This window comes from Paraburkholderia sp. WS6 (genome assembly GCF_030464835.1).
Classification (GTDB): Bacteria; Pseudomonadota; Gammaproteobacteria; order Burkholderiales; family Burkholderiaceae; genus Paraburkholderia; species Paraburkholderia madseniana.
On the sequence record NZ_JALQCK010000041.1, the window covers coordinates 63,338 to 89,319 of the forward strand.

At 61.3% G+C, this 25,982-nt stretch carries 26 protein-coding genes and 1 tRNA gene; 10 read left to right on the forward strand and 17 right to left on the reverse strand.

Translation table 11 applies throughout. The features are described from left to right. Positions 1-8 precede the first annotated feature (8 nt). The 3 genes from M0D64_RS34995 to M0D64_RS35005 all read left to right on the forward strand — a co-directional run bounded on the left by M0D64_RS34995 (position 9) and on the right by M0D64_RS35005 (position 2,226). The gene (locus M0D64_RS34995; protein WP_154558676.1) at positions 9-455 is read left to right on the forward strand and encodes a nuclear transport factor 2 family protein; all 447 of its coding nucleotides are present in this window, start codon (positions 9-11) and stop codon (positions 453-455) included. 66 nt (positions 456-521) lie between these two features. Then, positions 522-1,661 (forward strand): hydrolase, encoded by a 1,140-nt coding sequence (locus M0D64_RS35000; protein WP_266261153.1) that lies wholly within the window; start codon positions 522-524, stop codon positions 1,659-1,661. Then, complete coding sequence (locus M0D64_RS35005) at positions 1,654-2,226, forward strand: DUF2946 family protein (RefSeq protein ID WP_266261154.1); 573 nt, start codon at positions 1,654-1,656, stop codon at positions 2,224-2,226. The genes M0D64_RS35000 and M0D64_RS35005 overlap by 8 nt, the downstream gene beginning before the upstream one ends. 77 nt (positions 2,227-2,303) lie before the next feature. Here M0D64_RS35005 and M0D64_RS35010 read toward each other — a convergent pair whose 3' ends face one another. Then, positions 2,304-4,037: a M48 family metalloprotease gene (locus tag M0D64_RS35010; protein ID WP_266261155.1), complete on the reverse strand. Its 1,734-nt coding sequence runs from the start codon at positions 4,035-4,037 to the stop codon at positions 2,304-2,306. A 134-nt stretch (positions 4,038-4,171) separates the two neighbouring features. On the opposite strand from M0D64_RS35010, the gene moaC reads away from it, so the two are divergent. Then, entirely contained in the window at positions 4,172-4,648 is a 477-nt protein-coding gene (gene moaC / locus M0D64_RS35015; RefSeq protein ID WP_266261156.1) for a cyclic pyranopterin monophosphate synthase MoaC, read from the forward strand. Positions 4,649-4,717: 69 nt separating this feature from the next. On the opposite strand, the gene M0D64_RS35020 is transcribed toward moaC, so the two are convergent. The 9 genes from M0D64_RS35020 to recA form a co-directional block, all read right to left on the reverse strand. Further along, positions 4,718-6,502 carry a Wzy polymerase domain-containing protein gene (locus tag M0D64_RS35020; protein ID WP_266261157.1) on the reverse strand — a complete coding sequence of 595 codons (1,785 nt, stop codon included), beginning with the start codon at positions 6,500-6,502 and terminating at the stop codon, positions 4,718-4,720. 125 nt (positions 6,503-6,627) lie between these two features. Then, positions 6,628-8,334: a group II intron reverse transcriptase/maturase gene (gene ltrA, locus M0D64_RS35025; protein WP_266261158.1), complete on the reverse strand. Its 1,707-nt coding sequence runs from the start codon at positions 8,332-8,334 to the stop codon at positions 6,628-6,630. Between the two features lie 1,133 nt (positions 8,335-9,467). Continuing rightward, the gene (locus tag M0D64_RS35030) at positions 9,468-10,097 is read right to left on the reverse strand and encodes a pilin (protein ID WP_301717708.1); all 630 of its coding nucleotides are present in this window, start codon (positions 10,095-10,097) and stop codon (positions 9,468-9,470) included. 249 nt (positions 10,098-10,346) lie between these two features. Continuing rightward, complete coding sequence (locus tag M0D64_RS35035) at positions 10,347-11,051, reverse strand: TerC family protein (protein WP_154558700.1); 705 nt, start codon at positions 11,049-11,051, stop codon at positions 10,347-10,349. A 145-nt stretch (positions 11,052-11,196) separates the two neighbouring features. Further along, positions 11,197-12,078, reverse strand: coding sequence for a succinate--CoA ligase subunit alpha (sucD, locus tag M0D64_RS35040; protein ID WP_030101039.1), 882 nt, complete (start codon positions 12,076-12,078; stop codon positions 11,197-11,199). Positions 12,079-12,204: 126 nt separating this feature from the next. Then, positions 12,205-13,374, reverse strand: coding sequence for an ADP-forming succinate--CoA ligase subunit beta (gene sucC / locus M0D64_RS35045; protein WP_120303042.1), 1,170 nt, complete (start codon positions 13,372-13,374; stop codon positions 12,205-12,207). After that, a complete protein-coding gene (locus tag M0D64_RS35050; protein WP_154558701.1) occupies positions 13,371-14,120 on the reverse strand; it encodes a DUF2889 domain-containing protein in 750 nt (249 codons plus the stop codon). Before M0D64_RS35050 ends, sucC begins: the two co-directional genes overlap by 4 nt. A 185-nt stretch (positions 14,121-14,305) precedes the next feature. Beyond that, positions 14,306-15,253 carry a recombination regulator RecX gene (gene recX / locus M0D64_RS35055; RefSeq protein ID WP_308102536.1) on the reverse strand — a complete coding sequence of 316 codons (948 nt, stop codon included), beginning with the start codon at positions 15,251-15,253 and terminating at the stop codon, positions 14,306-14,308. 10 nt (positions 15,254-15,263) lie between these two features. Continuing rightward, positions 15,264-16,340 (reverse strand): recombinase RecA, encoded by a 1,077-nt coding sequence (gene recA / locus M0D64_RS35060; RefSeq protein WP_054034441.1) that lies wholly within the window; start codon positions 16,338-16,340, stop codon positions 15,264-15,266. Between the two features lie 233 nt (positions 16,341-16,573). On the opposite strand from recA, the gene M0D64_RS35065 reads away from it, so the two are divergent. The 4 genes from M0D64_RS35065 (at position 16,574) to M0D64_RS35080 (ending at position 20,962) form a co-directional block, all read left to right on the forward strand. Beyond that, complete coding sequence (locus tag M0D64_RS35065; RefSeq protein WP_154558702.1) at positions 16,574-17,362, forward strand: response regulator transcription factor; 789 nt, start codon at positions 16,574-16,576, stop codon at positions 17,360-17,362. A gap of 9 nt (positions 17,363-17,371) precedes the next feature. Further along, positions 17,372-18,910 carry a sensor histidine kinase gene (locus M0D64_RS35070; RefSeq protein ID WP_266261160.1) on the forward strand — a complete coding sequence of 513 codons (1,539 nt, stop codon included), beginning with the start codon at positions 17,372-17,374 and terminating at the stop codon, positions 18,908-18,910. A 230-nt stretch (positions 18,911-19,140) separates the two neighbouring features. After that, positions 19,141-20,799: an MFS transporter gene (locus M0D64_RS35075; protein WP_266261161.1), complete on the forward strand. Its 1,659-nt coding sequence runs from the start codon at positions 19,141-19,143 to the stop codon at positions 20,797-20,799. A gap of 86 nt (positions 20,800-20,885) precedes the next feature. Further along, a tRNA-Met gene (locus tag M0D64_RS35080) sits at positions 20,886-20,962 on the forward strand. A 108-nt stretch (positions 20,963-21,070) separates the two neighbouring features. Here M0D64_RS35080 and M0D64_RS35085 read toward each other — a convergent pair. Genes M0D64_RS35085 through M0D64_RS35100 form a run of 4 tightly spaced genes read right to left on the reverse strand, consistent with a single transcriptional unit; the run spans position 21,071 to position 23,564 of the window. Next, on the reverse strand, positions 21,071-21,550 hold the full coding sequence (locus tag M0D64_RS35085; protein WP_266261162.1) for a DoxX family protein: 480 nt from the start codon (positions 21,548-21,550) through the stop codon (positions 21,071-21,073). Continuing rightward, entirely contained in the window at positions 21,550-22,365 is an 816-nt protein-coding gene (locus tag M0D64_RS35090) for a DNA-binding domain-containing protein (RefSeq protein WP_266261163.1), read from the reverse strand. The genes M0D64_RS35085 and M0D64_RS35090 overlap by 1 nt, the downstream gene beginning before the upstream one ends. After that, positions 22,337-23,227, reverse strand: a complete 891-nt coding sequence (locus M0D64_RS35095; RefSeq protein WP_266261164.1) for a DUF692 domain-containing protein — start codon at positions 23,225-23,227, stop codon at positions 22,337-22,339. Before M0D64_RS35095 ends, M0D64_RS35090 begins: the two co-directional genes overlap by 29 nt. Before the next feature lie 16 nt (positions 23,228-23,243). Then, positions 23,244-23,564, reverse strand: coding sequence for a DUF2282 domain-containing protein (locus M0D64_RS35100; RefSeq protein WP_266261165.1), 321 nt, complete (start codon positions 23,562-23,564; stop codon positions 23,244-23,246). On the opposite strand from M0D64_RS35100, the gene M0D64_RS35105 reads away from it, so the two are divergent. Both M0D64_RS35105 and M0D64_RS35110 read left to right on the forward strand, forming a co-directional pair. Further along, the gene (locus M0D64_RS35105; RefSeq protein WP_308102535.1) at positions 23,557-24,357 is read left to right on the forward strand and encodes a sigma-70 family RNA polymerase sigma factor; all 801 of its coding nucleotides are present in this window, start codon (positions 23,557-23,559) and stop codon (positions 24,355-24,357) included. The genes M0D64_RS35100 and M0D64_RS35105 overlap by 8 nt on opposite strands. Further along, positions 24,354-25,007, forward strand: a complete 654-nt coding sequence (locus tag M0D64_RS35110) for a DUF1109 domain-containing protein (protein WP_266261166.1) — start codon at positions 24,354-24,356, stop codon at positions 25,005-25,007. Before M0D64_RS35105 ends, M0D64_RS35110 begins: the two co-directional genes overlap by 4 nt. Before the next feature lie 205 nt (positions 25,008-25,212). Here the strand turns inward: M0D64_RS35110 and M0D64_RS35115 are convergent, their stop codons facing one another. The 3 genes from M0D64_RS35115 to M0D64_RS35125 all read right to left on the reverse strand — a co-directional run. Next, positions 25,213-25,425, reverse strand: a complete 213-nt coding sequence (locus M0D64_RS35115; protein WP_154558035.1) for a GDCCVxC domain-containing (seleno)protein — start codon at positions 25,423-25,425, stop codon at positions 25,213-25,215. Beyond that, positions 25,425-25,712 carry a mercury resistance system periplasmic binding protein MerP gene (gene merP / locus M0D64_RS35120; protein ID WP_266261167.1) on the reverse strand — a complete coding sequence of 96 codons (288 nt, stop codon included), beginning with the start codon at positions 25,710-25,712 and terminating at the stop codon, positions 25,425-25,427. Before merP ends, M0D64_RS35115 begins: the two co-directional genes overlap by 1 nt. 9 nt (positions 25,713-25,721) lie before the next feature. Beyond that, the coding region (locus M0D64_RS35125) for a mercuric transporter MerT family protein (protein ID WP_266261168.1) at positions 25,722-25,982 on the reverse strand (261 nt) is incomplete at its 5' end.

Here is a 25,982-nt window from a genome sequence, read left to right on the forward strand (position 1 = left end):
GACGAGCCATGCCACGTTTTGCCCATATCTTCGAAGCCGCCGCCGATACGCTGAACGCCTATTACCAGGCCATCGCCGAGGTGAATATCGACAGCTTGATGGGCCTGTGGATCGATGAGGAATTCGTCAGTTGCATCTGCGCCGACGGCTCCCATCTGCACGGCCTCGACAGCATTCGGGCCGGCTTGCAAATCCAGCTCGAAACCTCGCCCGTTTCGATTGAACCGCTCGATATTCGCGTCTACGACAGCCTTGGCACCGTCGTCTACGCCATTGCCGAAGCGCACCGCCCGGCCGATCCGAAGGCGGCGCCCACGATGGTGTTCACCACTTACGTGATGGTCCACGAGCGCGGCGAATGGCGAATTGCGCATATTCACGCGAGTCCGATGCCGAACGAGGCCGCCAGTCAGTTCGCGACCAAGATGCGGCATGGCCAGGGGTCGCTGCACTGACGCCCGACGGGCGTTTCGCCTGTTCGGCCCGTTTCACCGGTTCTACCTTTTTGCTTTGACGCTGGTATGAGCACGCCCCGCAGGAAGTCACCCGTCCCGAACGAAGTCTCCCTGGGGGATTGGGAGACGACGCTCCATCACTCCGCCTCTACCGGCGCAGCACGCGCCACGGCCGCTGTCGAGGCCGCCGTCGAGATGCTCTACCGCGCACCGCTCTGGCTGCCGAACCGGCATGTGCAAACCATTGTCCCGGCGCTGTTTGCGCGCCGCCCGGCGATCGCGTTCCGGCGCGAACGCTGGGATACGCCGGATGGCGATTTCATCGATCTCGATTGGGTGGTGCATGACGGCACGCCTGCCTCAGCGCTCGCCCCTGCCACGCCCGCCAGGATTCCTGCAGACGACGCACCGCTGTTCGTGCTGTTTCACGGCCTCGAAGGCAGTTCCATGTCGCACTACGCCGCCACGTTGATGGCGGCCGCGCGCGAGTACGGCTGGCACGGCGTGGTGCCGCACTTTCGTAGCTGCAGCGGGCCATTGAACCGCTTGCCGCGTTTCTATCATCTCGCCGACAGCAACGAAGTCGACTGGATCCTGCGGCGCTTGCGCGCCACGCATCGCGGGCCAATCGTGGCGGCGGGCGTGTCGCTCGGCGGCAATGTGCTGTTGCGCTGGCTCGGCGAGCGGCGCGAAGATGCGTCGCCGGTGCTCGCGGCCGCCGCGGCGATTTCGACGCCGATCGACGTGCACGCCGGCGGCCGTGCGTTGTCGCAGGGCTTCGGCATGATCTACACGCGCAGTTTCCTGAAGACGCTGAAGCAGAAGGCCGAGCAGAAGCTGACGCAATTTCCGGGACTGTTCGACCGCGACACCATGCTGGCGAGCCGCACAATGTACGACTTCGACAACGTGGTGACAGCGCCGCTGCACGGCTTTCGCGATACTAACGACTACTGGAGCCGCGCGACCACACGACCGTTGCTGCCTGGCATCGCCGTGCCGACCCTGGTGTTGAATGCACGCAACGACCCGTTCCTGCCGGCCGAAGCTTTACCGGCGCGGAATGAGGTGTCGGCATCGGTAGAACTCGATCAACCCGAACACGGCGGTCACGCCGGCTTTATGACCGGGCCGTTTCCGGGCCGCATCGACTGGTTGTCGCGGCGCGTGCTCGGCTATCTGGAGCAGTACGTCGATCATGGATGACATCGTCAAGCAGGCCTTGGCCAAATGGCCGAACGTGCCGAGTTGCACGGGATGGTTGATGTTGGACCGGCGCGGTAACTGGCGCATGCGGGATGAGGCCGCCCAGGCCAGCGGTACGCCAGGTACGGCGATCCGGCACGAGGCGTTGCTCGGGTTTATCAACCGGAATTACGACGCCGACGAACGCGGGCAGTGGTTTTTCCAGAACGGCCCGCAGCGGGTGTATATCGAGTTGGGCTATACGCCGTGGGTGGTGAGGTTGTCGGCCGATGCCGCTGGCGTGCTTTCCTTGACGGACCAGGCCGGCGGGGGTTTCGAGCCAACGGCCGTGTTTGTCGACGATGAAGGTGGGATTCTGTTCGTCGATGGCTCGACGCCGCCGAGAGTCGCGGTTTTGCACGATCATGACCTCGAGGTTTTTTCCGACCACGCAGCGTTGGGCGATGACTCGATGAGCGGGGCGTTTCGCTGGAACAATGGGGTTGTGTTGCCCTTGCAGGGCGTGCAGCGAAGTGAGGTTGCCGCGCGGTTTGGGTTTGTCGATAGTCCGGCGGCACACGTCTAGGTCGTTTGCCTGCCTATTTATCGCCTGGTTCTTTTTCATACCTCGCGTTCCGATCGGATAGCGCAAGCCCGCAACCCCTAACTCTTCTCGTCAAGCCGCTCCTCTTTATAGCGGCTCTCCATTTCATGTAACCGGGCGTCGACGGTCGCAAGATCGTAGTAGCCGATCGTCTTCAGATCCCGCGCTTCCTTCAGTTGCCGGATGGCCGACGGCCACGCCCCCTCGAGCGCGAATTTTTCGGCGAGCGCCCGATGTTGTGTCAACGCATCGCCGCTGCCGGCGCTTGCCTGCGCGAGATACATCCACCAGGCAGGCTGATCGGGCTGTGCATGCGTTTCCTTCCGGGCCAAAGCCTGCGCGTCGGCGAATCGCTTCAAGGTCAGCAAGGTCTGGATATGCATGTCGATTGCGGCGTTCGACTGCGGCCAGCGCTTCTGCGCAAACTCGGCCAGACGTGCCGCCTCGTCATCACGCCCGGCGCGGCGTGCGACGTCGGCCGCCAGCACGTCGAGGCTCGGCGAACTGCGCATGGGCTCGCCTTCACCGCGTTCGCCTGCGACAAATGCCGCACGCGACGAAGCCAGCGACGCCACCGCATCGTCGTAACGCTCGAGCAGCATCTGCCCATACGCAATCCCGTACCAGTTCGCGGCGACGTTCACCGCGGTACGTTCCTCGATTTCGGAGCGCAGGCGCGAAACCTCGTCCGCGTATTCACTGCGCGAGCGGTCCTGCAGCAAGCGCGCCCGAGCCCGCACGAAGCCGTATTCGGAGGTCTGATGCGGTTGCCGGTAAGGCGCGCGGCGCGCACGGTCCTCCATGTCGGCGATCCGCTCGCCGGTCAGCGGGTGGGTACGCGCATAAGCCGGCATGCCGGTGTCGCTCATCGCCGCGCGATCGAGGCGGCCGAAAAACGTCGTCATCGCGTAGGGGTCGTAGCCGGCGCCGGCCAGCAGCAGAAAGCCGACGCGGTCCGCTTCATGCTCGGCGGAGCGCGAGAAACGCAACTGGTTGTCGACCGCATAGGCCTGGCCGCCGATCGCAATCGCGCTGCCGAGGTCGCCGCTGTGGGCGAGCACGCCCGCCAGAACGCCGAACAACAGGCCGGCGAGCGCGGCATAGCCGCCGCGCTCGCCGGTGGTGATCATCCGCGAAATGTGCCGCTGCAAGACGTGCCCCATCTCGTGGCCGAGCACGGAGGCAAGTTCGGACTCGGTTTGCGTCGTCACGATCAAACCGGTGTTCACGCCGATAAAACCGCCTGGCAGCGAGAAGGCGTTGATTTGCGTGTCGCGGACCGCGAACAGCTCGAAGTCCGGACGATAGCCGCCAATGTAGAGCGCGCTCGCCGCCGCGGAGAGTTTCGCGGCGACCGAGTTCAGATAGTCGCGCACGAGCCAGTCCTCGAGATAGTCGGGGTCGCGACGCAACTCGCGCATCACGCGTTCGCCGAGCTTGCGCTCGGCTTGCGGCGTCAGCGAGCCGGAGCCGCCATTGCCGAGGTCGGGCAGTTGCTGCGTGACGATCGGGGTGCGCCAGTTGGTGGTCGCGCCTGGGTTGCCGGAGAAGCGGTTCTGCGCGCCGCCATAGACGCCGAATACGCCTTGGGCGATGTCGGGCGGCACGATGGGGTCGGCGAAAGTTTCGACCGGGCCGCTTTCCAACGGCGGTTCCGAGGGCTGCATGTTGAGCGCGAGGGTCGTGCCCGTGTTGGTGTTCGCATTCGATGCGCCACGCGATTGTGGGTACACGCCCGGCGGCGCCGCGAGCGCGACAGACAACAACGCAGCAAGAAACCGTTTCGAACGCATCGCGAGCTCGATATGACGAAATCGAAAAGCGGCGCCCGCCGCTCGGACTAAGATAGCGGGCATACGGTGATTGTAATCATCTCGACCCGTCCAATCACGCTGCTATGATAGGCGCCCTCTGAAGGAGCCCAACCATGCCTGAACTCACTCATTTCGACGCTGCCGGCCAGGCGCATATGGTGGACGTCGGCAGCAAGCAGGAGACCAAGCGCATCGCGATCGCGCGCGGCTCGATTCGCATGCTGCCGGAGACGTACGCGCTGATCCGTGACGGCAACGCCAAAAAAGGCGACGTGATCGGAATCGCGCGCATCGCCGCGATTCAAGGTTCGAAGCGCACCGCCGATCTGATCCCACTATGTCACCCGCTCGCGCTGACCCGCGTGAAAGTGGACTTCGAGCTCGATGAAACGTTGCCTGGCGTGCATTGCACGGTGCAAGTGGAAACGCTGGGACGCACGGGCGTGGAGATGGAAGCGCTAACCGCCGTGCAGGTCGGGCTGCTGACCGTGTACGACATGTGCAAGGCGGTGGATCGCGGGATGACGATCACCGATGTGAAAGTGCTGGAGAAGCACGGCGGGAAGTCGGGGGATTGGGTGGCGGGTTGATGACTGCGAACGTCATCGCCCCGCTCCATCGTTACAGCTAAAGCTAATGCCACAGAACGACAGCGCGGCTCAATCGTCTTCGCTGTCGTCGTCCTGATTGACGTCGCCCGGCGGCATGCCATAGCGCTTGACCAGTTCCGCCTTGAAGCCGGTCAGCGTCTTCTGCTCGTCGCACAGCTCATACACGTAGGCCAACTGCGACGGCCAGTCATTCAACTCCTGAGCAAAGATCTTCAGACGCTCGACGGTATCGAACGCCCCCGCCGTATCGCCGCTCAGTGCCTGCAGCACCGCATACCGGCGCAGCACGGTTTCGCCTGGCAGCAGCGCAATCGCCTGCTTGTGCATGGCGAGCTTGTGTTGCAAGTTCATCGAATTCATGGGCTCCAACGTCGCAAGGCCGTACTCGCCCCACGCCTGGAACAGGAACGACGGATCCGCACGATACTGCTCGGCAGGCCGCGAACCGTAGTACAACACCTCGGCGCGCGCGTAGTCGCGATACACCGGATACAGCGCGGCGATCCCGCCGAACACGATCACCACGAACGCGCCGAACGACAGGCGGCCAGGCACGAGCCGCAGCGGCCGTGTCTCGAGCAAGCCGAACACGAACATCGCCGGCAGCAGGAAGAACATGTACTGCTGCGGATACTCGACCAGCGCATGCATGACCAGCACGCCGATCAGCGCAATGCCGAACACGCGCGCAGCGCTCTGCGGCGCGCGGACCACGCGCACCAGCCACGTGATCAGGCCGAACAGCACGATCGCGAGGCCGATCAAGCCGGTTTTCGCGAGCAGGTCGATGAAGATGTCGTGCGAATTATTGGCGATCTCGACACCACCCAGCGACCTCACATACTCGAACTGGTAGCTCGGAAACTCGCCCCAGCCGACACCCAGCAGCGGATGCGCCTTGAACATCGTCCAGCCGTACTTCCAGAGCGCCAAGCGCGGCGCGATCTGGCCGGCGTCCTTGAAGCGCTCGGCCGCTGACTGCCCAAGCTCCAGGTGATAGCGCACATTGGCCCAGCGGATCAATGCATTGATGACGAAGAACAGCACCGCCAACGCGATCGGAATCAGCCATTCGCGATTGCTGCGGCGAAGATGCGGCTGACTGCGCGTCTGCGCGAAGGCCATCCAGAAACCCGCCACCACGATCACGCCCATCTGCAGCCAGGGGCCACGCGACACGGTCAGCGCAAGCCCAATGGCGAAGATCGTCGATACGAGCAGCCAGATGCTGACGGCAATGCGGCGCGTTTGCACGAGGAACAGCGCACTCGCCGTCGCGAATGCGATATAGGTGGCAAGGTGGTTCGCCTGCGCCATATTGCCGAACGGCCGGCGCTCGACGGTCACGTTGTAGGCGACGACCAGCGGCGACACGCGCACCTCGAGGTGAAACAATTGGATCACCTGGCAAAACACCGCAAACAGACCACCGACGATCAATGCCCCCGCTGCCCAGCGCAGTGCTGTCTCATTCAGCTTGGCGCGTGTGAAACCGTAGCCGGCGTGCGTCGCCATGAATGCGGCGAGCAGGTAACCGCCGCCGAGCCAGTTCATCGACGGCTGCGAAACCGGCAGTAGCACCGACTGCGCCACCAGCACGAGCCCGAACAGCAACGGCACCAGCGCGACAACGGGCGACGCAAACGTCACGCGCGGCCTCGCCGTCCACACCAGCAGCACGACGCCCGCGCCCGTCAGCAGATACAGCGCGAGCGCCGTGAATTCAGCGTAGAAGGTCGGAATCGGATACGTGTGGTTGGCGACTGCGTAAGGCAGCACCAACGCGAGAGCCAACAGAATGAGAGACAGGTAGCGCGCAAATGGGGTGGGCATCGAGTAACCGGAGGCGTCAGGTAGGGTAGCCCCCCTTCCTTGCGGAAGAGGGGCCCCCTAAGAACCGTACGTGCGAGTTTCCCCGCATACGGCTCAAGCCTACATATTTCTTTTACAAAGCCCCGTCAGTGCAAAGACGGAGCCGGCTTAGTTACCACAAGTTTACCAACGTGTACCTGCCGGTGGCAGTCGGGGTGCAGCAAAACCCTGTTGGACAGAGCGTCGGTCCCGCCATGCATCCGATATTCCAGATGATGGTCGTGCCAACTGGTCTCGTTCGTCAGAGCCCAACCACAGTGCGCGCACAACCCGCCCTGTGATTTGTACAGCGCCACCCATTGCTTGCGATAGCGCATTGAATACTCCATGCGATCCTGCCGCAATTGCTCGCTGTACGGCTCCCACAATGGATCAAAAGGATTGAATTCCCCTTTGACCTTCCTGTGGCGCCTGATGTCCGTACCGCTGATCTGGTACAGCTCAAGCAAACCCTTGCTGCCGTCCTCTTGAACTACGGGAGCGGCGAACACCCAATGCCGATTGCCGACCGAGTGAAAGTACTTCCGTTTCACCCACTCCGCGTTCTTGTTTGGATGCCTCCGCTTCGACCACCGCCAGAGCCTGTAAAACACCAACGACTCCATGCGGCTATACGCCTGCTTGGCTACTACAGGGCTGTGATATTGCGCCCAGCCTCGTAGCATCGGATTCAGCAATCGGATCAACTCCTCCTGCTTTACCGCTTTGTGACCGCTGATCGTATCCGCCACCTTGCGATAGAACGTCTGCACGTTCTTCCTGCTCGGCTTGATGAGCAGCGTTCCCGAATACTTCCGGAAATTCCACCCAAGGAAATCAAAGCCTTCGTCAATGTGAACGATCCGGGTCTTTTCCTCCGATAGTTGTAATCCCCGTACTTCAAGGAAAGTTTCTATCCAAGGCCTGACTTCGTGTTCCAGCATCTCTTTCGAGTCGCCGGTGATGACGAAGTCGTCCGCGTATCGCACCACATTTACTTTCAGCTTCTTCGCTTTCCCGATCCCAAATTTCGCACCGAGGTGCGCAATCAGTTCACGTTCCAGCGCGTTCAGCGTCACGTTTGCCAGCGTCGGGGAAATGATGCCTCCCTGCGGCGTACCGGCCTCCGTCGCCTGTAGCTGCCCTTTGTAAATCAGGCCAGCCTTCAACCATTTGCGAAGGATCACCCTGTCCATCGGGACATTGTTTTCCAGCCACTTGTGGTTGATGTGGTCAAAGCATCCCTTGATGTCCGCTTCAAGCACCCATTGCGCTGAACTGCGACGGGCCATGACAACGAAAATCTGAGACATGGCGTCAGCCGTCGAACGGTTGAGCCTGAACCCATAAGAGTTCGGGTCACTCGTCGACTCTGCTACCGGCTCCAAGGCCAGCAGATACAAGGCTTGCATCGCCCTGTCCCGCATGGTCGGAATGCCCAGAGGGCGCTCCTTCCCATTGGCCTTGGGGATAAAGACTCTCCGTAAAGGCAGAGGCTTATATCCGTGCCGCTTCAACCTGCCGACAGCCAGCCACCGGCTTTCAGGCGAATCCCATAGCTCGCGATCGACTCCAGCCGTTCGCGCACCCTGGTTCTGCGTAACACGTCGCACCGCATACAGCTTTGCGGACAACGTGCGGGTCAGCATCCGTTGCAGGGCTTTCACCCTCCGCCAGTCGCCTTCCCGCGTCGCCTTCGCAATTCGAATCTGCATCCCTCGCACGTTCCTCTCAACTCGACGCCAATCTACGGCGTGCCAGTCGTTCGGCGCGTGGGAAAGCGCAGATCCGGTCTTTCGACCAGATACTTTCATGCTGCTCTCCTACCTGGAAAAGTCCCCAGACAGAAGGCGCATCTCCCCCAGCGGGGTAGATACACCCCGCTGGGGAACAACAAAACTCAATGCAGGCGCATGCGCCTGCATCTGACCAAGTTACAGAGGGTAGTCAGCCGTCTTGCGACGGTAGACCAGACGGAAGTCTGCCCGCTTTCGCGTGGGGTGATGTTCCAACCCCTATCCGAACCATTACAGCCCGGCTTTCGCTTTTTCCGCCCTCCCATACCTGCACAATCAACAGCGTCCCTTGCGGTTCGCCTGCCAGCCTTACTGCGCTGGCAACCATACAGGCTTACCACGTTCCCGGCATGTCACACGACTGACGTAGGTTCTGCCTCTTCCCCGGTGGCTAAGTGACGACGTAATCCGACGGTTGAGCGGAGTAACCAGCCACGTACCTTTTGGTTAGAGCCCAATGTTCAAGCAGCTTTGGCTCCTCAGTGCTTACGAGGTTTATCAGCAGTTCACTTACGTTAACCTTATCAGCCAGCCTAGCTCCTCAACCCCCTTGCTGCTGGGAGTCTCCAGACCGTTCCTCACGGAACCGATCTGCCCGAAACGTCCGGGGGCTACATTGTCAGAAGAGCTTCACACCCCACCGTTACCAGTGACGCATGTCTTCCTAGGCTACTGCTGGTCGTACAGCAGGTTCACTTCCTCACCCGGACATCAGGCGAGGCAAAACAATGACACACCGAGCTTTCGCTCGTATCGGTTTGCGAATCCGTTGCCGTTGAAAGCACAGGAATTGCACACGACATCCCGCCTTGTCGGCGGGGATGAAGCCGCTGACTGGGCGGGACCTGACGGTAATCAGGTCAATACAATGCGATCCTCCGGCTGGAAAAGCCCGGGTCACGCTTCACAAATATGGGGCGTAGTCCCGAAGGACCACACACTCAGCTACTAGAAATTGCCCCTAGGGGCCTAAAGCACATCTACTGCAGTCGATGCTCGTAACGTGAGCGAACGGACACGAGCGTGCGTGTCGCACCAACCGGCGCACTATACAAAAAAATTCTCCTGCTGTGCGCCGGCTGGGCTGAAATATCCCGAAAATCAGCGTTTTACGTTCGGATAACAACCCCCCCGATCTTTCACCCCATTGCTTACGCGCGGCACTCCGGCGGGGCAAGATTCGACGGCAAAGACGGCGTATCGGCTGGTGCGGGCCCGGCGCCTGGCGCAGGCAACGAAGAGGCTGTTTTGCCGCCGGCGAAGCATTCCCAGGTGACCGCCCCCGACTGCACCGCGCCCTTGCTCAAGGCGATTCGCGCAGTCGGCGCGTCGGCATTGTCCGGCACCGATGGCACCAGGGTCAGCGTGTTGGACCCGGCAGGTGCGACGCGCGTCGTGAAGGCGACGGTGATTTGCCCGGTATCGTCGTCGACGTGAACGGATTCGACATTGCGGGTGGCAGGCGGCGATGCATACCCGCCGCCAAACGCATTGCCGCTCGCGGCGTTTTCGGACACCGCAAGCCGCGCGGAGGTAGCCAGCGAGAGGCCCTCACCGACGCGGCTGCGGGCCAGATAGTCCTGATACGCCGGAATCGCATACGCCGCGATCACGCCGACAATTGCCAGCACGATCATCAGCTCGATCAGCGTAAAGCCGAAACCGGAACCGAAACGGCGGCAGGCACGTGCGAGCGGCACGCTCCAGCGTGCTCGTTCGAACGCGTTCCGTGGCGAAGGCGTGGACTGTGAAAAAGGGGAATACGGCAAAGTAACGGTCATCGGCAGGCTCCTGAAACGAAAAACGCCTGCCCCTCGAATCGGGGACAGGCGTTTCAATCGTAGCCAGCGGCGCGCGTTCGACACAGTCAGCCGAATGGCTAACGTTGCGCTGACGCGGTGGTGTTCAGGTCAGCTCGGGGCGGCGTGCGGTTCGCATTGCGCGGGTCCGCTCATGCCTCAGGTTCGGGTCCAGCCCGCTACGCGGCGTGTGCCGCGACGCTCGACTGAGACTCAGACTCAGGCTCGGAGTCAAGCCGCCGCACGATTCGCGTTGCGGCGCTTGAGCAGATACCCGAGGATCACAACGAACAGCGCACCGGCGATGCTCATACCGTATTCGGCCACCGGCGAATCCAGAACCGGCCAGCGATCGCCGGCCGGGTCGTTGATGATCAGACCACCCGCGATCCAGCCCAGCAAAGCAGCGCCGAGCGTGATGACGATCGGAAAGCGGTCGAGCAGCTTCAGCACCAACTGACTGCCCCACACGATCAGCGGAATACTCACCACCAGCCCGAAAATCACCAGCGCAAGGCGATGCTCGGGGTCGGCCGCTTCGGCCGCGCCGGCAATCGCGATCACATTGTCGAGACTCATCACGGCATCCGCGATGATGATGGTCTTGATCGCCGACATCAGCTTGTCGGCCGGTTTGACGTTCTCGTGGACATCATGCGCGGGCGCCATCAGACGCACGCCGATCCACAGCAGCAACAGGCCGCCGGCGAATTTCAGCAACGGCACGTCGAGCAGTGCCACGGCGAACGCAATCAGCGCGACGCGCAGCACGATGGCGCCGGCCGTACCCCACAGCACGCCTTTCGTACGCTGCGCAGGCGGCAGGTTGCGGCAGGCGAGCGCTATCACGACAGCATTGTCACCACCCAGCAGGATGTCGATGACGATGATCTGGATGACTGCGCCCCAATGGAGCGTGGCGAAGAACTCGAGCATGAGCAAAAGAATAAGAAGGAATCGGACGCGCGGGCAATAAAAAAGCGGAGGAGTCTAGACTCCCCCGCTTTTTAGGACTGCCTGCTCACGAAAGGGTTTCGTAAGCGTATCAAAAACGCGCCATGACTGCGCGCGAATTTTGTTTTTACAGCATCGCCTTCAGAAGACGCGCCATTTCCGACGGGTTCTTCGTAACCTTGATACCGCATGCGTCCATGATTTCCAGCTTGGCTTCGGCCGTGTCCGCACCGCCCGAGATCAGCGCGCCGGCGTGGCCCATGCGCTTGCCCGGAGGCGCCGTAACACCAGCGATAAAGCCAACCACCGGCTTCTTCATGTTGTCCTTGATCCACTCAGCAGCATTCGCCTCGTCCGGACCGCCGATTTCGCCGATCATGATGACGGCGTCCGTTTCCGGATCGTCGTTGAACATCTTCATCACGTCGATGTGCTTCAGACCGTTGATCGGGTCGCCGCCGATACCGACTGCCGACGATTGGCCGAGGCCGATTGCCGTCAATTGGCCGACTGCTTCGTACGTCAGCGTGCCCGAACGCGACACGACGCCGATGCGGCCCTTGCGGTGGATGTGACCCGGCATGATGCCGATCTTCAGTTCGTCCGGCGTGATCGTGCCCGGGCAGTTCGGTCCGAGCAGCAGCGTCTTGCTGTTCTTTGCGCGCATGCGTGCCTTGAGCTCGATCATGTCACGGACAGGAATGCCTTCCGTAATACAGATTGCGAGATCCAGGTCGGCTTCGACGGCTTCCCAGATGGCAGCAGCAGCGCCTGCCGGCGGAACGTAAATCACCGACACGGTCGCGCCCGTTTCAGCCTTGGCTTCAGCGACGCTAGCGTAGATAGGAATGCCTTCGAAATCTTCGCCGGCCTTCTTCGGGTTCACGCCTGCAACGTACGCTTCGCGGCCGTTTGCATATTCACGGCAAGCACGCGTATGGAACTGACCGGTCTTGCCGGTAATGCCCTGCGTGATGACCTTGGTGTCTTTGTTAATCAGAATCGACATGTATTGACCTCTGTTCGTTTGGCGTCACGCGGTGGCGCCGCGAAGCGGAATGTTCTCGCCCGCGTCGCTGTTGCGCCACTCACGCGCCGCCATTCGTAATCCTGGTAAACGCGCTTGGGGTTTGGCTTACGCCTTGCCCGCAGCAGCCGCGACGACCTTCTGAGCCGCTTCTTCCATGCTGTCAGCCGCGATGATCGGCAGACCGGATTCAGCGAGCATCTTCTTGCCGAGGTCTTCGTTCGTGCCCTTCATGCGGACGACGAGCGGCACCTTCAGCGACACGGCCTTCGACGCCGCGATCACGCCTTCCGCGATCACGTCGCAGCGCATGATGCCGCCGAAAATGTTGACCAGAATCGCGGTCAGGTTCGGGTTCTTCAGCATGATCTTGAACGCTTCCGTGACCTTCTCGGTCGTGGCACCACCGCCCACGTCCAGGAAGTTCGCCGGTTCGCCGCCGAACAGCTTGATGGTGTCCATCGTTGCCATTGCGAGGCCAGCGCCGTTCACGAGGCAGCCGATGTTGCCGTCGAGCGAAATGTAGGCGAGGTCGAACTTCGACGCTTCGACTTCAGCCGGATCTTCTTCGTCCAGATCGCGATACGCTACGATTTCCGGATGACGGAACAGTGCGTTCGAATCGAAGTTGAATTTCGCGTCCAACGCGATGACCTTGCCGTCGCCGGTCAGGATCAGCGGGTTGATTTCGGCCAGCGATGCGTCGGTTTCCCAGAATGCCTTGTACAGGCCTTGCAGGATCGCGCGTGCTTGCGGCAGCGAAGCGGCGGGCACGCCGATCTTCGTTGCGAGCTCGTCGGCTTCGGCGTCTTTCAGACCGGTCGACGGGTCGACGGCGATCTTGTGGATCAGCTCAGGCGTCTTTTCCGCGACTTCTTCGACGTCCATGCCGCCTTCGCTCGATGCCATCACGACGATCTTCTGCGAAACGCGATCGATCACGAGGCCGACATACAGTTCCTTCTTGATGTCAGCGCCTTCTTCGATCAGCAGACGATTCACCTTCTGGCCTTCCGGACCGGTCTGGTGCGTGACGAGCTGCATGCCGAGGATCTGGTTCGAGAATTCACGAACCTGCTCCAGCGACTTGGCGACTTTCACGCCGCCGCCCTTGCCACGGCCACCCGCGTGGATCTGAGCCTTCACGACCCATACCGGGCCGCCGAGCTCTTCCGCGGCCTTGACCGCATCATCCACCGAGAAGACCGGCTTGCCGCGCGGTACCGCGACGCCGAATTTCCGCAGGATTTCCTTACCCTGGTACTCGTGAATCTTCATGCGTGATTCCCTTCAGTCTGAGAGTTGGATTGAACTTCGTTTCCGCTGCCGTCGTTCATGCCGGACGCGTTGCCGCCCTCACCTGTCTGGCGGGCTGCCCCGTCGCCTGACGATGCCGCGCGATCCGCTGTATACGGAGCGCGGCCATACCAGCGCGGATAAAACTGTTGCACCGCCTCGCCGTCGAAACGCAGCGCGTGGCAGCGTCCCAACTGGAATGGCGGTTTGTTGTTGGAATGCTCGTCTGTGCTGTCTTTGCTTCTGGACTGCTCGGTCCCGGAACTCGCCGCTGCGCCCGGCGTGTCTTCATTGGTGTTCCACACGTCGCCGGCGAACGCCTGGATTGCGGCGGTCGGCAGGAGCGCGCACAACTCGGTGAGATGCGTGCAGCCAGCCGTGCCGGCCAGCAAACGGGCAGCATCGCGACGGAAGTTGTGGAACAGATTGAGCCCGATGAGGGCACGGTAGGCGGGATTGCTGGCTTGGCACAAGCCTGGATAGGGCACCCAGTCGGACGACGCTTCGGCGTCGACGACGTTGAGCTTGCGATCGATGGTGATGCGAAGCCAGAGTTCATGGATCGGCTGACCATTGGGCCGGACGCCCGACGCAAGCACCACATCGCGCGGTTTTTCGTCGGTCAAGCACGCTTCCACATCCCACAGGCCATCGGCTCGCTCATAGGCTTCCGCTCTGATTGCGCGACGATGGCGCAACTGACGGGATACTGGCGGGGAGAGCGGCATGCGGGAAGGAAAGGCCGGATTGGAAAACCCACGAATTTTAGCATACTGGGTATTTGAGACAGGCCGGAATGCGCAGGGCCGCCCAGCAGGCCGGAGAGCGCGGCAGGTGCTATCTCAAAGTGGGAACCGCACAGGTATCCGGCACGCGCTGTGCGTCAAACGGGATAGCGCAGCTAGTCGCCGCTTCACTCCTCGTCGAACCCTTTGAGAATTTTGCCAATCGTGGCGCCCGAGAAACCGCGCGATGCCAGAAAGCGCGCCTGCTTGGCCCGCTCGGCGGCAGTTTCGGGAAGCCGGTCGAATTTCTTCCGCCAAACGGCTTGAGCGCGCGCCAGCTCGGTTTCGCGCAGTTGCGCACTGGCTTCTTCGACCAGCGTTTGGTCCACAGCATGCTGCTTCAATTCGCCGACGATCCGGCTCGCGCCCAAGCGCGACGAGCGCCGATGGATCAGGCTTTCGGCAAAACGCGAATCGGACAGCCAGTTTTCGGCTTCCAGCGAATCGAGCAAGGTATCGAGCGAATCGGTTTCCTCGACAAACGGCTTCAGCTTGCGCGCCAGTTCGGAGCGGCTGTATTCACGCCGGGACAAATAGCCGAGCGCACGTCCTTTTAGCGAACGGGCCGGGCGTTGGGATTTTTTTGCATCGTCCTGCTCCGGCTTCGCCTCGCCAGGCGTGCGGCGCGAGCGGGTATAGGTGGTTTCGGACGGGTCCGCTTCAGACTGCGCGGATGGGTCAGACTGCGGCTGGCGACCTGCGGCGCGATCGTGCGCGTCGAACGATTCGAAGGGATCGGCTTCGCCGGCTGCGGCAAAGGGATCGGGATCTGATGCGTATGAGCGCCTGGGGGCAGCGTTGCCGGCAGGATCGCGTGGCGAACGTGAAGTGGAACGCCCAAAAGAGCTTCCAGAAGATTTGCCGAACGATGAACCGGATGAACGACTGAACGAACTACCGGACGAACTGCTAGACGACTTTCCCGACGACCGCCCAAACGACCGGGTGGACCGGGAAGTCGATGAGGAGGAAGGTAGCGATGAAGAGGGTGACGACGATTCGAACGAATCGTCGCCACCGTCACGCGGGCCGTCCGCGTTGTGTCCAGCGTTGGACGGCGGCCGGCCCTTGCGTATCACGTGCTGGTTACTCTTCTTCGCCCGCGACTTCAGCGGCCGCACCGGTCGCCACTTCCGCCATGGCATTCACGCCCAGCGATTCGCGGATGCGGTTTTCGATCTCACGAGCGATGTCCGGATTTTCGCGCAGGAATTCGCGCGCGTTGTCCTTACCCTGACCAATACGTTCGCCGTTGTAGCTGTACCAGGCGCCGGCCTTGTCGACGATCTTGGCCTGCACGCCGAGGTCGATGACTTCGCCCTGACGGGAAATGCCCTCGCCATACAGAATGTCGAAAATCGCTTCGCGGAACGGCGGCGCAACCTTGTTCTTCACCACCTTCACGCGCGTTTCGTTACCGATCACTTCGTCGTTCTTCTTGATCGAACCGATCCGGCGAATGTCCAGACGCACCGACGCGTAGAACTTCAGCGCGTTACCACCCGTGGTGGTTTCCGGGTTGCCGAACATCACACCGATCTTCATACGGATCTGGTTGATGAAGATCACGAGGCAGTTGGTACGCTTGATCGTGCCGGTGAGCTTGCGCAGCGCTTGCGACATCAGACGCGCTTGCAGACCCGGCAGCGAGTCGCCCATTTCGCCTTCGATTTCAGCCTTCGGCACGAGTGCCGCGACCGAGTCGATCACGATCATGTCGATCGAGCCTGAGCGCACGAGTGCGTCGGCGATTTCGAGCGCCTGTTCACCGGTGTCCGGTTGCGAAACCAGCAGGTCGTTGACGTTCACGCCGAGCTTGCCCGCGTACTGGATATCCAGCGCGTGCTCCGCGTCGATAAACGCTGCCGTGCCGCCGAGCTTTTGCATTTCAGCGACGACTTGCAGCGTCAGCGTGGTTTTACCGGACGACTCCGGACCGTAAATTTCGACCACCCGGCCACGCGGCAAACCGCCGACGCCCAGCGCGATATCGAGGCCGAGTGATCCCGTTGAGACCACCTGGATATCTTCGACCGCCTCACCTGCGCCGAGCCGCATGACCGACCCTTTGCCGAACTGCTTTTCGATCTGCGCAAGCGCGGCAGCGAGTGCCTTGCTCTTTTCAGCAGTCAGTCCAGCCGAGCCTTTCTTGCTTTCTTCCATGAATCGTCCTTTGCTATGATGAACGGCGTCTGAGGCAGATGTGCAGCCTAGTTTTGGAGGACAGCACACGAAACTCAGACACTGTATAAAAAAACAGTAGTTTTGGCAAGCGCGATTCTCATGCGAACGCGCATTTTTACCGTCGCGCTGCCCAACTACCCACAATAATTTTCGGAGACCGCTGTGCGCCGGGGGGACACCCCACGGTGCCGGCAAGGCCAGGCTTGCGCACCATGCGAATTCTGATTGCCGAAGACGACAGCATACTCGCGGACGGTCTGGTTCGATCACTCCGCCAATCGGCCTATGCCGTCGATCATGTGAAGAACGGCGTCGAGGCCGACACCGCCCTGTCGATGCAAACTTTCGACCTGCTGATCCTCGATCTGGGCCTGCCGCGCATGTCCGGGCTCGAGGTGCTGCGCCGCCTGCGCGCCCGCAACTCGACCGTGCCGGTACTCATCCTCACAGCGGCGGACAGCGTGGACGAACGCGTCAAAGGCCTCGATCTCGGCGCCGATGACTACATGGCCAAACCTTTCGCGCTGAACGAACTCGAGGCGCGCGTGCGCGCCCTGACCCGGCGCGGCGCGGGCGGCGGCCCGACGGTGGTGCGGCACGGTTCGCTGTCGTTCGACCAGGTCGGCCGGATCGCCTATGTCAACGAGCAGGTGATCGACCTGTCGGCGCGCGAACTTGGTTTGCTCGAAGTGCTGCTGCAGCGGATCGGCCGGCTGGTGTCGAAGGAACAGCTCGTCGACCATCTGTGCGAATGGGGCGAAGAAGTCAGCAATAACGCGATCGAAGTCTACGTGCACCGGCTGCGCAAGAAGATCGAGCCGAGCGGCGTACGCATCATTACTGTGCGGGGCCTCGGGTACTGCCTCGAGAAAGCCGCCCTGCCGCCAAACGTGAACATGAACGCGAACCAGAGCGCCAACCCGCCCGCCGAATCCGAGCCGCCCTCCTCGCCCTCTTCGTCCCCCTCGGCCGCGATGCCCGCGAGCCATCACTTCAAATAGAGGGCCTCCATGTCCGCACGCGCAGATCGCGCCACGGCGCACGCGGCGGACCTCGACGAGGTGCGCGACGAGCGCTACGCCAATCCGTTCGCCCCGCCCGACGAGACCGAAGCCGCCGCCGAAGCGCGCCCACGCTCGCTGTTCGGCGAAATTCTGGACTGGATGCTGGCGCCGCTTCTGCTGCTTTGGCCGATGAGCCTCGCGGTCACCTACCTGGTCGCCAAGTCGATCGCCAATGGCCCGTTCGACCGCGCGCTCGAAACCGACGCCTACGTGCTCGCCCGCCAGATCCATCCGATCAACGGCGTGGCGGAGCTGTCGCTGCCCGACTCCACCCGCGACTTTCTGCGCACCGACAATGTCGACAGCGTGTTCTATCAGGTGCTCGGCACGCGCGGCGAACTGGTGGGCGGCGAGCGCGACATGCCGTTGCCGCACGAGGAAGACCGGCCGCCGCCTGGCCTCGTGGAATTCCGCGACGACGTGCTGCGCGGCAACGATATCCGCGTCGCCTATACGACCGTCGAGTTTCCGCAGACGCCCGGCGCCCAGCCGGTGCTGGTGCAGGTCGCCGAGACACTCGACAAACGCAGCCAGCTTGCCAACGACATCATCAAAGGCGTGATCCTGCCGCAGTTCGTGATCTTGCCGCTGGCGATCCTGCTGGTGTGGTTCGGCCTGTCGCGCGGACTCGCGCCGCTGCACGCCCTGCAGGCGCATATTCGCGCGCGCCGCCCAGACGATCTGTCGCCGCTCGAAGCCCGCCGCGCGCCGCCGGAAATCGAGCCGCTGGTGACGTCGTTCAACGATCTGCTGACGCGCCTCGAACAGAACATGGAGTTGCAGAAGCGCTTTATCGCCGACGCCGCGCATCAGATGAAAACGCCGCTTGCCGGTCTGCGCACCCAGGCCGAGCTTGCGCTGCGCCAGGACGCCTCCGAGGAAGTCCACCGCTCGCTCGAACAGATCGCCACCAGTTCGGAGCATGCGGCGCGTCTCGTTACCCAGTTGCTGGCGCTGGCGCGCGCGGAAAATCGCATGTCGGGCCAGATTTTCACGCCGGTTGAGGTGACCGAGGTGGCGCGCAGCGCGGTGCGCGACTGGGTTCAGGCTGCGCTCGCCAAGCAGATGGACCTTGGCTACGAAGCCCCCGAAGAGCCAGTCGAAGTCGACGGCAATCCGGTCATGCTGCGGGAAATGCTGTCGAATCTGATCGACAACGCGATCCGCTACACGCCGGCTGGCGGACGGATCACCGTGCGGGTGCGGCACGACGTGACCGCGCGACTCGTGCATCTGGAAGTAGAAGACACCGGGCTCGGCATTCCGGCGGCCGAGCGCCCGCGGGTGGTCGAGCGTTTTTATCGGATTCTCGGCCGCGAAGGCGACGGCAGCGGCCTTGGGCTCGCGATCGTCCGCGAGATCACGACGATGCACGGCGGGGAGATGACCATCGACGATAACGTCTACCAAACCTCCCCGCGGCTTGCCGGAACCCTCGTGCGCGTCAGCTTGCACGTGCTCGAACGGGCACGGGACTTACCCTAAGAACGCAAAAATCCACGCTTGGGCCGGCGCCATATTGAGATACGTTTGTCAAAAATTATAAGAACTTAGGCGTCAATTGCCGCGTTTTGATGGAATTTCCCTCCACACACCTGAAACTGCCATTTCACCCCTCCACGTCAGTACGCCGTAAGTTTCCACTCCAATAATCGGTTCCACGGGAACGCCTTTGCCGGCGGACCGCGTGCACATATCAATATTGGAGACGACATATGGCTACCGTTGGCGGGCAAATCTCGCACGTGCCGATGACGCGCGATGAGAAGCGGGTGATCTTCGCATCGTCGCTGGGTACGGTTTTCGAGTGGTACGACTTCTATCTGGCCGGCTCACTCGCCATCTTCATCAGCAAGAGCTTCTTCTCCGGCGTCAATCCGACTGCCGCTTTCATCTTTACGCTTCTGAGCTTCGCCGCGGGCTTCGCGGTACGGCCGTTCGGCGCGATCGTATTCGGCCGCCTCGGCGATATGGTCGGGCGCAAATACACGTTCCTCATCACAATCGTGATCATGGGCCTGTCGACCTTCCTGGTCGGCTTCCTGCCCGGTTATGCGTCGATCGGCATTGCGTCGCCGGTGATCTTCATCGCGATGCGCTTGCTGCAAGGTCTTGCACTCGGCGGCGAATACGGCGGTGCGGCCACGTACGTCGCGGAACATGCGCCGGCGGGACGCCGCGGTTTCTACACCGCGTGGATCCAGACCACCGCCACGCTCGGCCTGTTCCTCTCGCTACTGGTGATTCTCGGCGCACGCACGGCCATGGGCGAAGACGCGTTCGGCGCCTGGGGCTGGCGCATTCCGTTCCTCGCGTCGATCTTCCTGCTCGGCGTGTCGGTATGGATTCGCCTGCAACTGAATGAATCGCCGGTGTTCGCGCGCATCAAGGCTGAAGGCAAAACCTCGAAGGCGCCGCTGACTGAAGCATTTGGCCAGTGGAAGAACCTGAAGATCGTGATCCTCGCGCTGATCGGCCTGACCGCCGGCCAGGCCGTGGTCTGGTACACAGGTCAGTTCTACACGCTGTTCTTCCTGACGCAGACGCTGAAAGTCGACGGCGCGACGTCCAACATCCTGATCGCGATCGCGCTCCTGATCGGCACGCCGTTCTTCCTGTTCTTCGGCTCGCTGTCGGACCGCATCGGCCGCAAGCCGATCATCATGGCCGGCCTGCTGATTGCTGCCTGCACGTACTTCCCGCTGTTCAAGGCGCTGACTCACTACACGAACCCGGCGCTGGAAACCGCAACGGCAAAAGCACCGATCGTCGTGATTGCGAACCCGGACGAGTGTTCGTTCCAGTTCAATCCGGTCGGCACGGCGAAGTTCACGAGTTCCTGCGACATCGCCAAGAGCGCGCTCTCGAAGGCCGGCTTGAACTACGAGAACGTCGCGGCGCCGGCGGGCTCGCTGGCGGAGATCAAGGTGGGCGATACGGTGATCAACACGTATGACGGCAAGGCCGCCGACGCCAAGGACCAGGGCAAGGTGTTCGACAAGACTCTCGCGACCACGCTGAAGACCGCCGGCTATCCGCCGAAGGCCGATCCGTCGCAGATCAACTGGCCAATGAGCGTGGTGATCCTGACGATCATGATGATCTACGTGACGATGGTCTACGGGCCGATTGCGGCGATGCTGGTGGAAATGTTCCCGACGCGCATCCGCTATACCTCGATGTCGCTGCCGTATCACATCGGCAATGGCTGGTTCGGCGGCTTCCTGCCGGCGACCGCCTTCGCGATCGTGGCGGCCAAGGGCAACATCTATTCGGGGCTGTGGTACCCGATTGTGGTCGCGCTCGTCACGCTCGTGATCGGCATGCTGTTCGTCAAGGAAACCAAGGACTCGGATATTTACGCGAGGGACTGAAACGCCTGACGGAAGGGGCACTTTAAAAAAGTTGCGCGCCGGGGGTTGACAGCCCCCGACCCTATCCTCATAATCTCGCTTCTTTCGGCGAATTAGCTCAGTTGGTTAGAGCGACGGAATCATAATCCGCAGGTCCGGGGTTCGAGTCCCTGATTCGCCACCAGTTGCAAGAAAAAGCCGCTGATCCACAAGGTCAGCGGCTTTTTTGTTTCCGAACTGGAAAATGCTCCTAAAACGGCGCATAACATGCGTCCATTTTAGATTCAGCGCGTTACACCCTTGACGCTGGGCGACTACTAAAGCGTCTGTATAGCCAGTAGTCCAATGACCATTTGCCGGCACCCCGACACAGTAAGACCAGCAGCATCGCAGCCCATTGAATGTGCGTGGGCCATGCCTGCGGATACACGAACACCTCAATTACGGTTGTCATGCCGAGCAGGACCACTGCTACGGGTCGCGTCGCCAGGCCGAGCACAAGTAGAACAGGTGTCGTTAGTTCGATTGACACCGCCAGGTAGGCTGCAACCTCGGGAGGAAGCAACGGTAGTCGATAGTCTTCCCTGAATAACTCGAGCGCGGCATTCCAGTCGGCCAGTTTGGTCATCGCCGAGTTCCAGAAGACCGTTGCAACAGCGAGCCTCAGTGGAAGCGCGAGAAGTGTATGCGGCACTCGCTCCAACCGCCCAACGGCGCGCAGTGCGCGGTCAATCAGTATTGAACTGCGATGAGCGGATTGAGATTCCGGCATCACGTGACTTGCCTCCCAATAGTTTGGCTGGATGCCTCATTTGATAGGCGGATGTCGACAAAGCATCCTGATGCAAGAAGGTGTGCGAGCCAGACGGATGTCTCCGCGTCCGGCACGTCGACAAGGGCATCATGCAAGGGGCGCCCCGCAATCAAGGCAGCCGTGAACCGGCATTGGCCCTCCGCCATGCGGTTCACCTCCACACCCGAAGGCCCTCGGTGGATATACAAACAGACCGGGTCAGCAGTCAGATTGATGTTTGCCAGTGCGCTGTCGTCCCGTGACAACACTGCGTGCCAGATGGCATCGACGGGAAACGGCGACTCAAGTACCCGCGCGGCCGGGCTCGGCAAAAACCTTACGACGTGCATGTCGGCTGCGTCGAGTTGCTCAAGGCGCCGTAAGTCAAGCGGCTTTGCGTCTGGCGCGTGTAGCGCCTCATTCACCGCCCATTCGAGTCGTGCCGTATCTGGCAGATAGATAAGAGACGCCGCTTCTGGCATCCGTGCCAGGAAATCCGGAAACGTGGCACCGTAGCTGTCTAGCTGTGCGTTCAACGGTGGGTGTTGCTCAATAAAAAGTCGAGCCGCGCCTTCGAAGAATTCGGACCCAACCAGAGCCTGCACGGCCGGATAAGTCAGCCTTAGCGCTGTAAGCAGCGTACTGTTCGCCGTATTTCGATAGATGGCGAGCCGCGCCTGCGGAGCCAGGCCGTCCGGTACCACATACCCGGATGCATCTCCATCGGAAAGCCCAAGCAAGTCCCTGCGGACTGCACATTGCAGCTCAAGCAGCGTGGGCGCACAGGTTGTCATTTCGCTGCCTCTCAATAGCGGTCTCTGCAATTGCGGCTTCTTCCATCAGAACCTCAAGCGCCGGCACATCGGTGTCCCATTCGACTAGCGTGGGGACCGGTCCAAAACGCTTGAGTGCCAGCTCGAACAGGTCCCACACGGGAGGCGCGACGCGCGAGCCGTGGTCGTCAATGCGAATTATCTGGCCCTGGTCAAGCTGCCGGATGCTGTGCCCCGCCAGGTGGACCTCGGTAACTGACTCCGGCGGCAAAGCTTCAAGATAGGTCAGCGCATCCCAACCGTGATTGCTGGCACTGACGTAGATATTGTTGACGTCACAGAGGATGCCGCATCCCGTGCGGCGCGCGACCTCCGCAAGGAATTCCCATTCGGGGATGGTTGAGTGGCGGAACCGCAGATAGCTCGATGGGTTTTCTAACGAAATCCGACGCTGCAGGTAGGCCTGGGCCTGGTCGACGTGCGTGCAGACAATGCTCAATGCTTCTTCCGTCATCGGCAGTGGCAAGAGGTCGGCGAGATAGATGCCACCGTTGATACTCCAGGACAGGTGTTCGGAGACCAAACCGGGCTCGACACGCTTGATGACGTCGCGCACACGCTCCAGATGCCGGACATCCATCCTTTCGGCGCTGCCCAAAGAAAGTCCTACGCCGTGGAGCGAGATTGGATAGTTCTGACGGATAGCGTCCAGGTAAGCTGGCGCGCTACCCCCGTCCATATAGTTCTCAGTATGGACCTCGAACCAGGTGGCTCGCGGACATCCTTCAACAACCTCCTGATGGTGTCGAAAGCGCAACCCAACCCCGGCGCATGCCGGAATCAGACCATGCGCACATTGCGACGCAGCAGATGCGGCATCCATGAACGCCCCCGTTTGCTCAAGCGGGCTTCAGCTTGCCGCCCTGGATTTTGCTGCAATCTCCAGCGGGAAGCAGCACGAATGACTTGGCATCGCGTGCCTGGGTGGCTTGCCCCGCGCAGGAGTGCGCTCCCTCTGCGCAGTCATTTTTCGATACGGCATTGATGCCGTAGCACTTCTCCAGTTTGTTCGCTTCCATCCGGGTCATGTTGTCCTTCACAATTTGCGGCATTCCGCTCATGTCCTTCATGGTCTGGGCCTGAACCGGTACGACCTGCATGGCAAGTGCCAGACCGATTGCCGACGACAAGGTCGACGCGGCCATAACATGTTTGTTCATCACGCTTCCTCCTGAGGATGGCGGCACGGCATTCCGGCCGTGTAGGGAAGTTCGGCCGACCGTGCCAAAAGGTTACGGTCCGAGCAAACTTTTTCTGCGTGACAAACAGTCGTCCACGCCGCAAAATTTGCGGATGCTCCGGCATTCACACCCGCCCAGTCCCGCTTCAGGTTCCGATAAAGAGGGCCTGGCGTCATTGACGCCCGGCGGTCAGGAAGCACCAGCGGCCAAGCGCGCCGACGGCAAACTCGACTGGTCCATCACCATGGCCAGCGCGCAAATGGGCGATCTGAATGCCTATCGCCGGCTACTCCAGGACATAACCCCCTATCTTCGGGCGCTCGCGGCACGGCACATCCGGAACGCCGACGACCTCGAAGACACGGTGCAGGACGTATTGCTGACCGTACACTCGGTGCGCAACACCTATGACCCGTCCCGCCCGTTTGCCCCGTGGCTGGTCGCTATCGCAAACAGACGCATCGTCGACGGTCTGCGCCGGCGTGGACGCGTTTGCTCACATGAATCTTCAGTGGAAAATGAACTGGAAACCTTTTCTGCTGATGAAGCGAACCTACAGGAAGAGGCAGCGGATGCCCATGTGGTAAGGACAGCTATCGAGCAATTGCCTGTCGGACAGCGCAACGCGATGCGCATGCTCAAGCTGGAAGAAATGTCCCTGCAGGAAGCCGCCGCTGCAAGTGGAATGTCAGTTGCTGCGTTGAAAGTGGCCACTCATCGGGCAATGAAACGACTACGGGAAATGTTCCGGCAGCGAGGTAGCAAAACATGACTCGGACCTCCGACCTGATTGACCTGCTGGTCGCTGACGCAAAACCGGTCCGGCGTCTGAGGCATCCTGCAGCGCGAGCTTCGTGCTGGTTGTTGTTTGCGGCACTCGTCATGTTCCTCGTCGGTCTCGCGCATGGGGTGCGCGCTGACCTCGCGGTCAAACTCGATCAACCCCTGTTTGTTATCAGCGTAGCTGCGGCAATGGCAACGGGCATTCTGGCCGCCATGGGTGCTTTCCTTGCCAGCGTGCCAGGCATGTCGCGCCATTGGCTTCTGTTGCCGGCTCCGGCGTCCCTCGTTTGGGTAGCAACCCTTGGATATGGTTGCCTGACCCATTGGGTCTCGATTGGACCAGAAGGCATGTCTCCTGGCGAAACGGCCAGATGCTTTGCCACGTTGGTATTAGTCGGCACGCCGCTATCGCTTGTGATGCTGATTATGCTGCGCCACGTTGCCCGACTGTCGCCGGGCCCGGTTGCGATGACAGGAAGTCTTGCAGTCGCCGCAATCACTGCGGTAGCACTGTCAATTCTCCATCCGCTCGACGCCACTGCGATGATATTGCTGTGGAACCTCGGTGTCGCCGCGCTTTATCTGTCGTTGAGCGGCCGGTATGGCGAGCGACTTTTGAGCTGGGTAACGCAGCGTTAGCGCGCGGGTGATTCGAATAAGACGTGTACCGGTCCAAAAACCCGGATACAGTCAGTGGTACCGCGCGCACCTTGACGTCTGGCATGACCGCGCCGTCTTCCACTTCCTGATGAACCCATCGCAACGGGACCCCTACATCCGCGTGCTGATGAGAACACTCAGGTCGAATGGTCACGTTGTGATAGCCACATTCGCGTGAACATGATCAGGCGCAGCAGGAACCAGACTGCTGCATCGGCGGGCACCTGTTGGTACCGTACGAGCAATACACGCAGCAATCCCCGGGTTTCGGTCTGACCACTGCCTTGCAATGCTCGCATTCGTAAAACCACACACAGGCGTCGGTCGGCATCGTCTCGTCTTTCCTGTGCCCGCAGGCAGGACACGTGATGCTCGAATCCAGCACGACTGCGGCCATCACTGCACCTGCTTTACGTGAGACGGATAGCCGGCATCGGTCGTGGCGTTCGTCAACGCGTCGACCGAAACCTTCTTCGGGTCAAATACCACCTCCGCGCGCTTGCTTGCGAAGTCGACCTTTGCCGAGGTCACGCCGGGCACTTTCTCAAGTGCCTTGCGAACCGTAATCGGACACACAGCGCAATCCATGTTCGTGACGTCAAGGGTGACCGTGCGAAGCCCCTCGGCGAGAGCCGTGGATGCACTCAGCGCCGTCGCGACGAGCACAGCAATCAATTTCTTCATGGCAGGTACTCAATAGAAGAGCGGCGCATACAGGGGGAACGACATGAGCGCGAGCGCGGCCGGCATCACGACCCAGAAAATGAAGCGCTGCCGATGTCGCGCCGAAGGCACCGCGCAGGCTTTGCCCACCGCACATTCTTCGGACCTGGTGTAGAGCCTGCGAAAAGCGACCGCGAAAAACGCGATGGATATGGCGACAAATAGGGGTTGGAACGGCTGCAACGCGGTCAGGCGCGAGCCCCATGCGCCCCCGACTCCCAGCACAACAAG

What these genes read in the sequence shown, in the direction of transcription:
- M0D64_RS34995 (WP_154558676.1), top strand. Translation starts at nt 9, where the DNA reads ATGCCACGTTTTGCCCATATCTTCGAAGCCGCCGCCGATACGCTGAAC.
- M0D64_RS35000 (WP_266261153.1), top strand. Translation starts at nt 522, where the DNA reads ATGAGCACGCCCCGCAGGAAGTCACCCGTCCCGAACGAAGTCTCCCTG.
- M0D64_RS35005 (WP_266261154.1), top strand. Translation starts at nt 1,654, where the DNA reads ATGGATGACATCGTCAAGCAGGCCTTGGCCAAATGGCCGAACGTGCCG.
- M0D64_RS35010 (WP_266261155.1), bottom strand. Translation starts at nt 4,037, where the DNA reads ATGCGTTCGAAACGGTTTCTTGCTGCGTTGTTGTCTGTCGCGCTCGCG.
- moaC (WP_266261156.1), top strand. Translation starts at nt 4,172, where the DNA reads ATGCCTGAACTCACTCATTTCGACGCTGCCGGCCAGGCGCATATGGTG.
- M0D64_RS35020 (WP_266261157.1), bottom strand. Translation starts at nt 6,502, where the DNA reads ATGCCCACCCCATTTGCGCGCTACCTGTCTCTCATTCTGTTGGCTCTC.
- ltrA (WP_266261158.1), bottom strand. Translation starts at nt 8,334, where the DNA reads ATGAAAGTATCTGGTCGAAAGACCGGATCTGCGCTTTCCCACGCGCCG.
- M0D64_RS35030 (WP_301717708.1), bottom strand. Translation starts at nt 10,097, where the DNA reads ATGACCGTTACTTTGCCGTATTCCCCTTTTTCACAGTCCACGCCTTCG.
- M0D64_RS35035 (WP_154558700.1), bottom strand. Translation starts at nt 11,051, where the DNA reads ATGCTCGAGTTCTTCGCCACGCTCCATTGGGGCGCAGTCATCCAGATC.
- sucD (WP_030101039.1), bottom strand. Translation starts at nt 12,078, where the DNA reads ATGTCGATTCTGATTAACAAAGACACCAAGGTCATCACGCAGGGCATT.
- sucC (WP_120303042.1), bottom strand. Translation starts at nt 13,374, where the DNA reads ATGAAGATTCACGAGTACCAGGGTAAGGAAATCCTGCGGAAATTCGGC.
- M0D64_RS35050 (WP_154558701.1), bottom strand. Translation starts at nt 14,120, where the DNA reads ATGCCGCTCTCCCCGCCAGTATCCCGTCAGTTGCGCCATCGTCGCGCA.
- recA (WP_054034441.1), bottom strand. Translation starts at nt 16,340, where the DNA reads ATGGAAGAAAGCAAGAAAGGCTCGGCTGGACTGACTGCTGAAAAGAGC.
- M0D64_RS35065 (WP_154558702.1), top strand. Translation starts at nt 16,574, where the DNA reads ATGCGAATTCTGATTGCCGAAGACGACAGCATACTCGCGGACGGTCTG.
- M0D64_RS35070 (WP_266261160.1), top strand. Translation starts at nt 17,372, where the DNA reads ATGTCCGCACGCGCAGATCGCGCCACGGCGCACGCGGCGGACCTCGAC.
- M0D64_RS35075 (WP_266261161.1), top strand. Translation starts at nt 19,141, where the DNA reads ATGGCTACCGTTGGCGGGCAAATCTCGCACGTGCCGATGACGCGCGAT.
- M0D64_RS35085 (WP_266261162.1), bottom strand. Translation starts at nt 21,550, where the DNA reads ATGCCGGAATCTCAATCCGCTCATCGCAGTTCAATACTGATTGACCGC.
- M0D64_RS35090 (WP_266261163.1), bottom strand. Translation starts at nt 22,365, where the DNA reads ATGACAACCTGTGCGCCCACGCTGCTTGAGCTGCAATGTGCAGTCCGC.
- M0D64_RS35095 (WP_266261164.1), bottom strand. Translation starts at nt 23,227, where the DNA reads ATGGATGCCGCATCTGCTGCGTCGCAATGTGCGCATGGTCTGATTCCG.
- M0D64_RS35100 (WP_266261165.1), bottom strand. Translation starts at nt 23,564, where the DNA reads ATGAACAAACATGTTATGGCCGCGTCGACCTTGTCGTCGGCAATCGGT.
- M0D64_RS35110 (WP_266261166.1), top strand. Translation starts at nt 24,354, where the DNA reads ATGACTCGGACCTCCGACCTGATTGACCTGCTGGTCGCTGACGCAAAA.
- M0D64_RS35115 (WP_154558035.1), bottom strand. Translation starts at nt 25,425, where the DNA reads ATGGCCGCAGTCGTGCTGGATTCGAGCATCACGTGTCCTGCCTGCGGG.
- merP (WP_266261167.1), bottom strand. Translation starts at nt 25,712, where the DNA reads ATGAAGAAATTGATTGCTGTGCTCGTCGCGACGGCGCTGAGTGCATCC.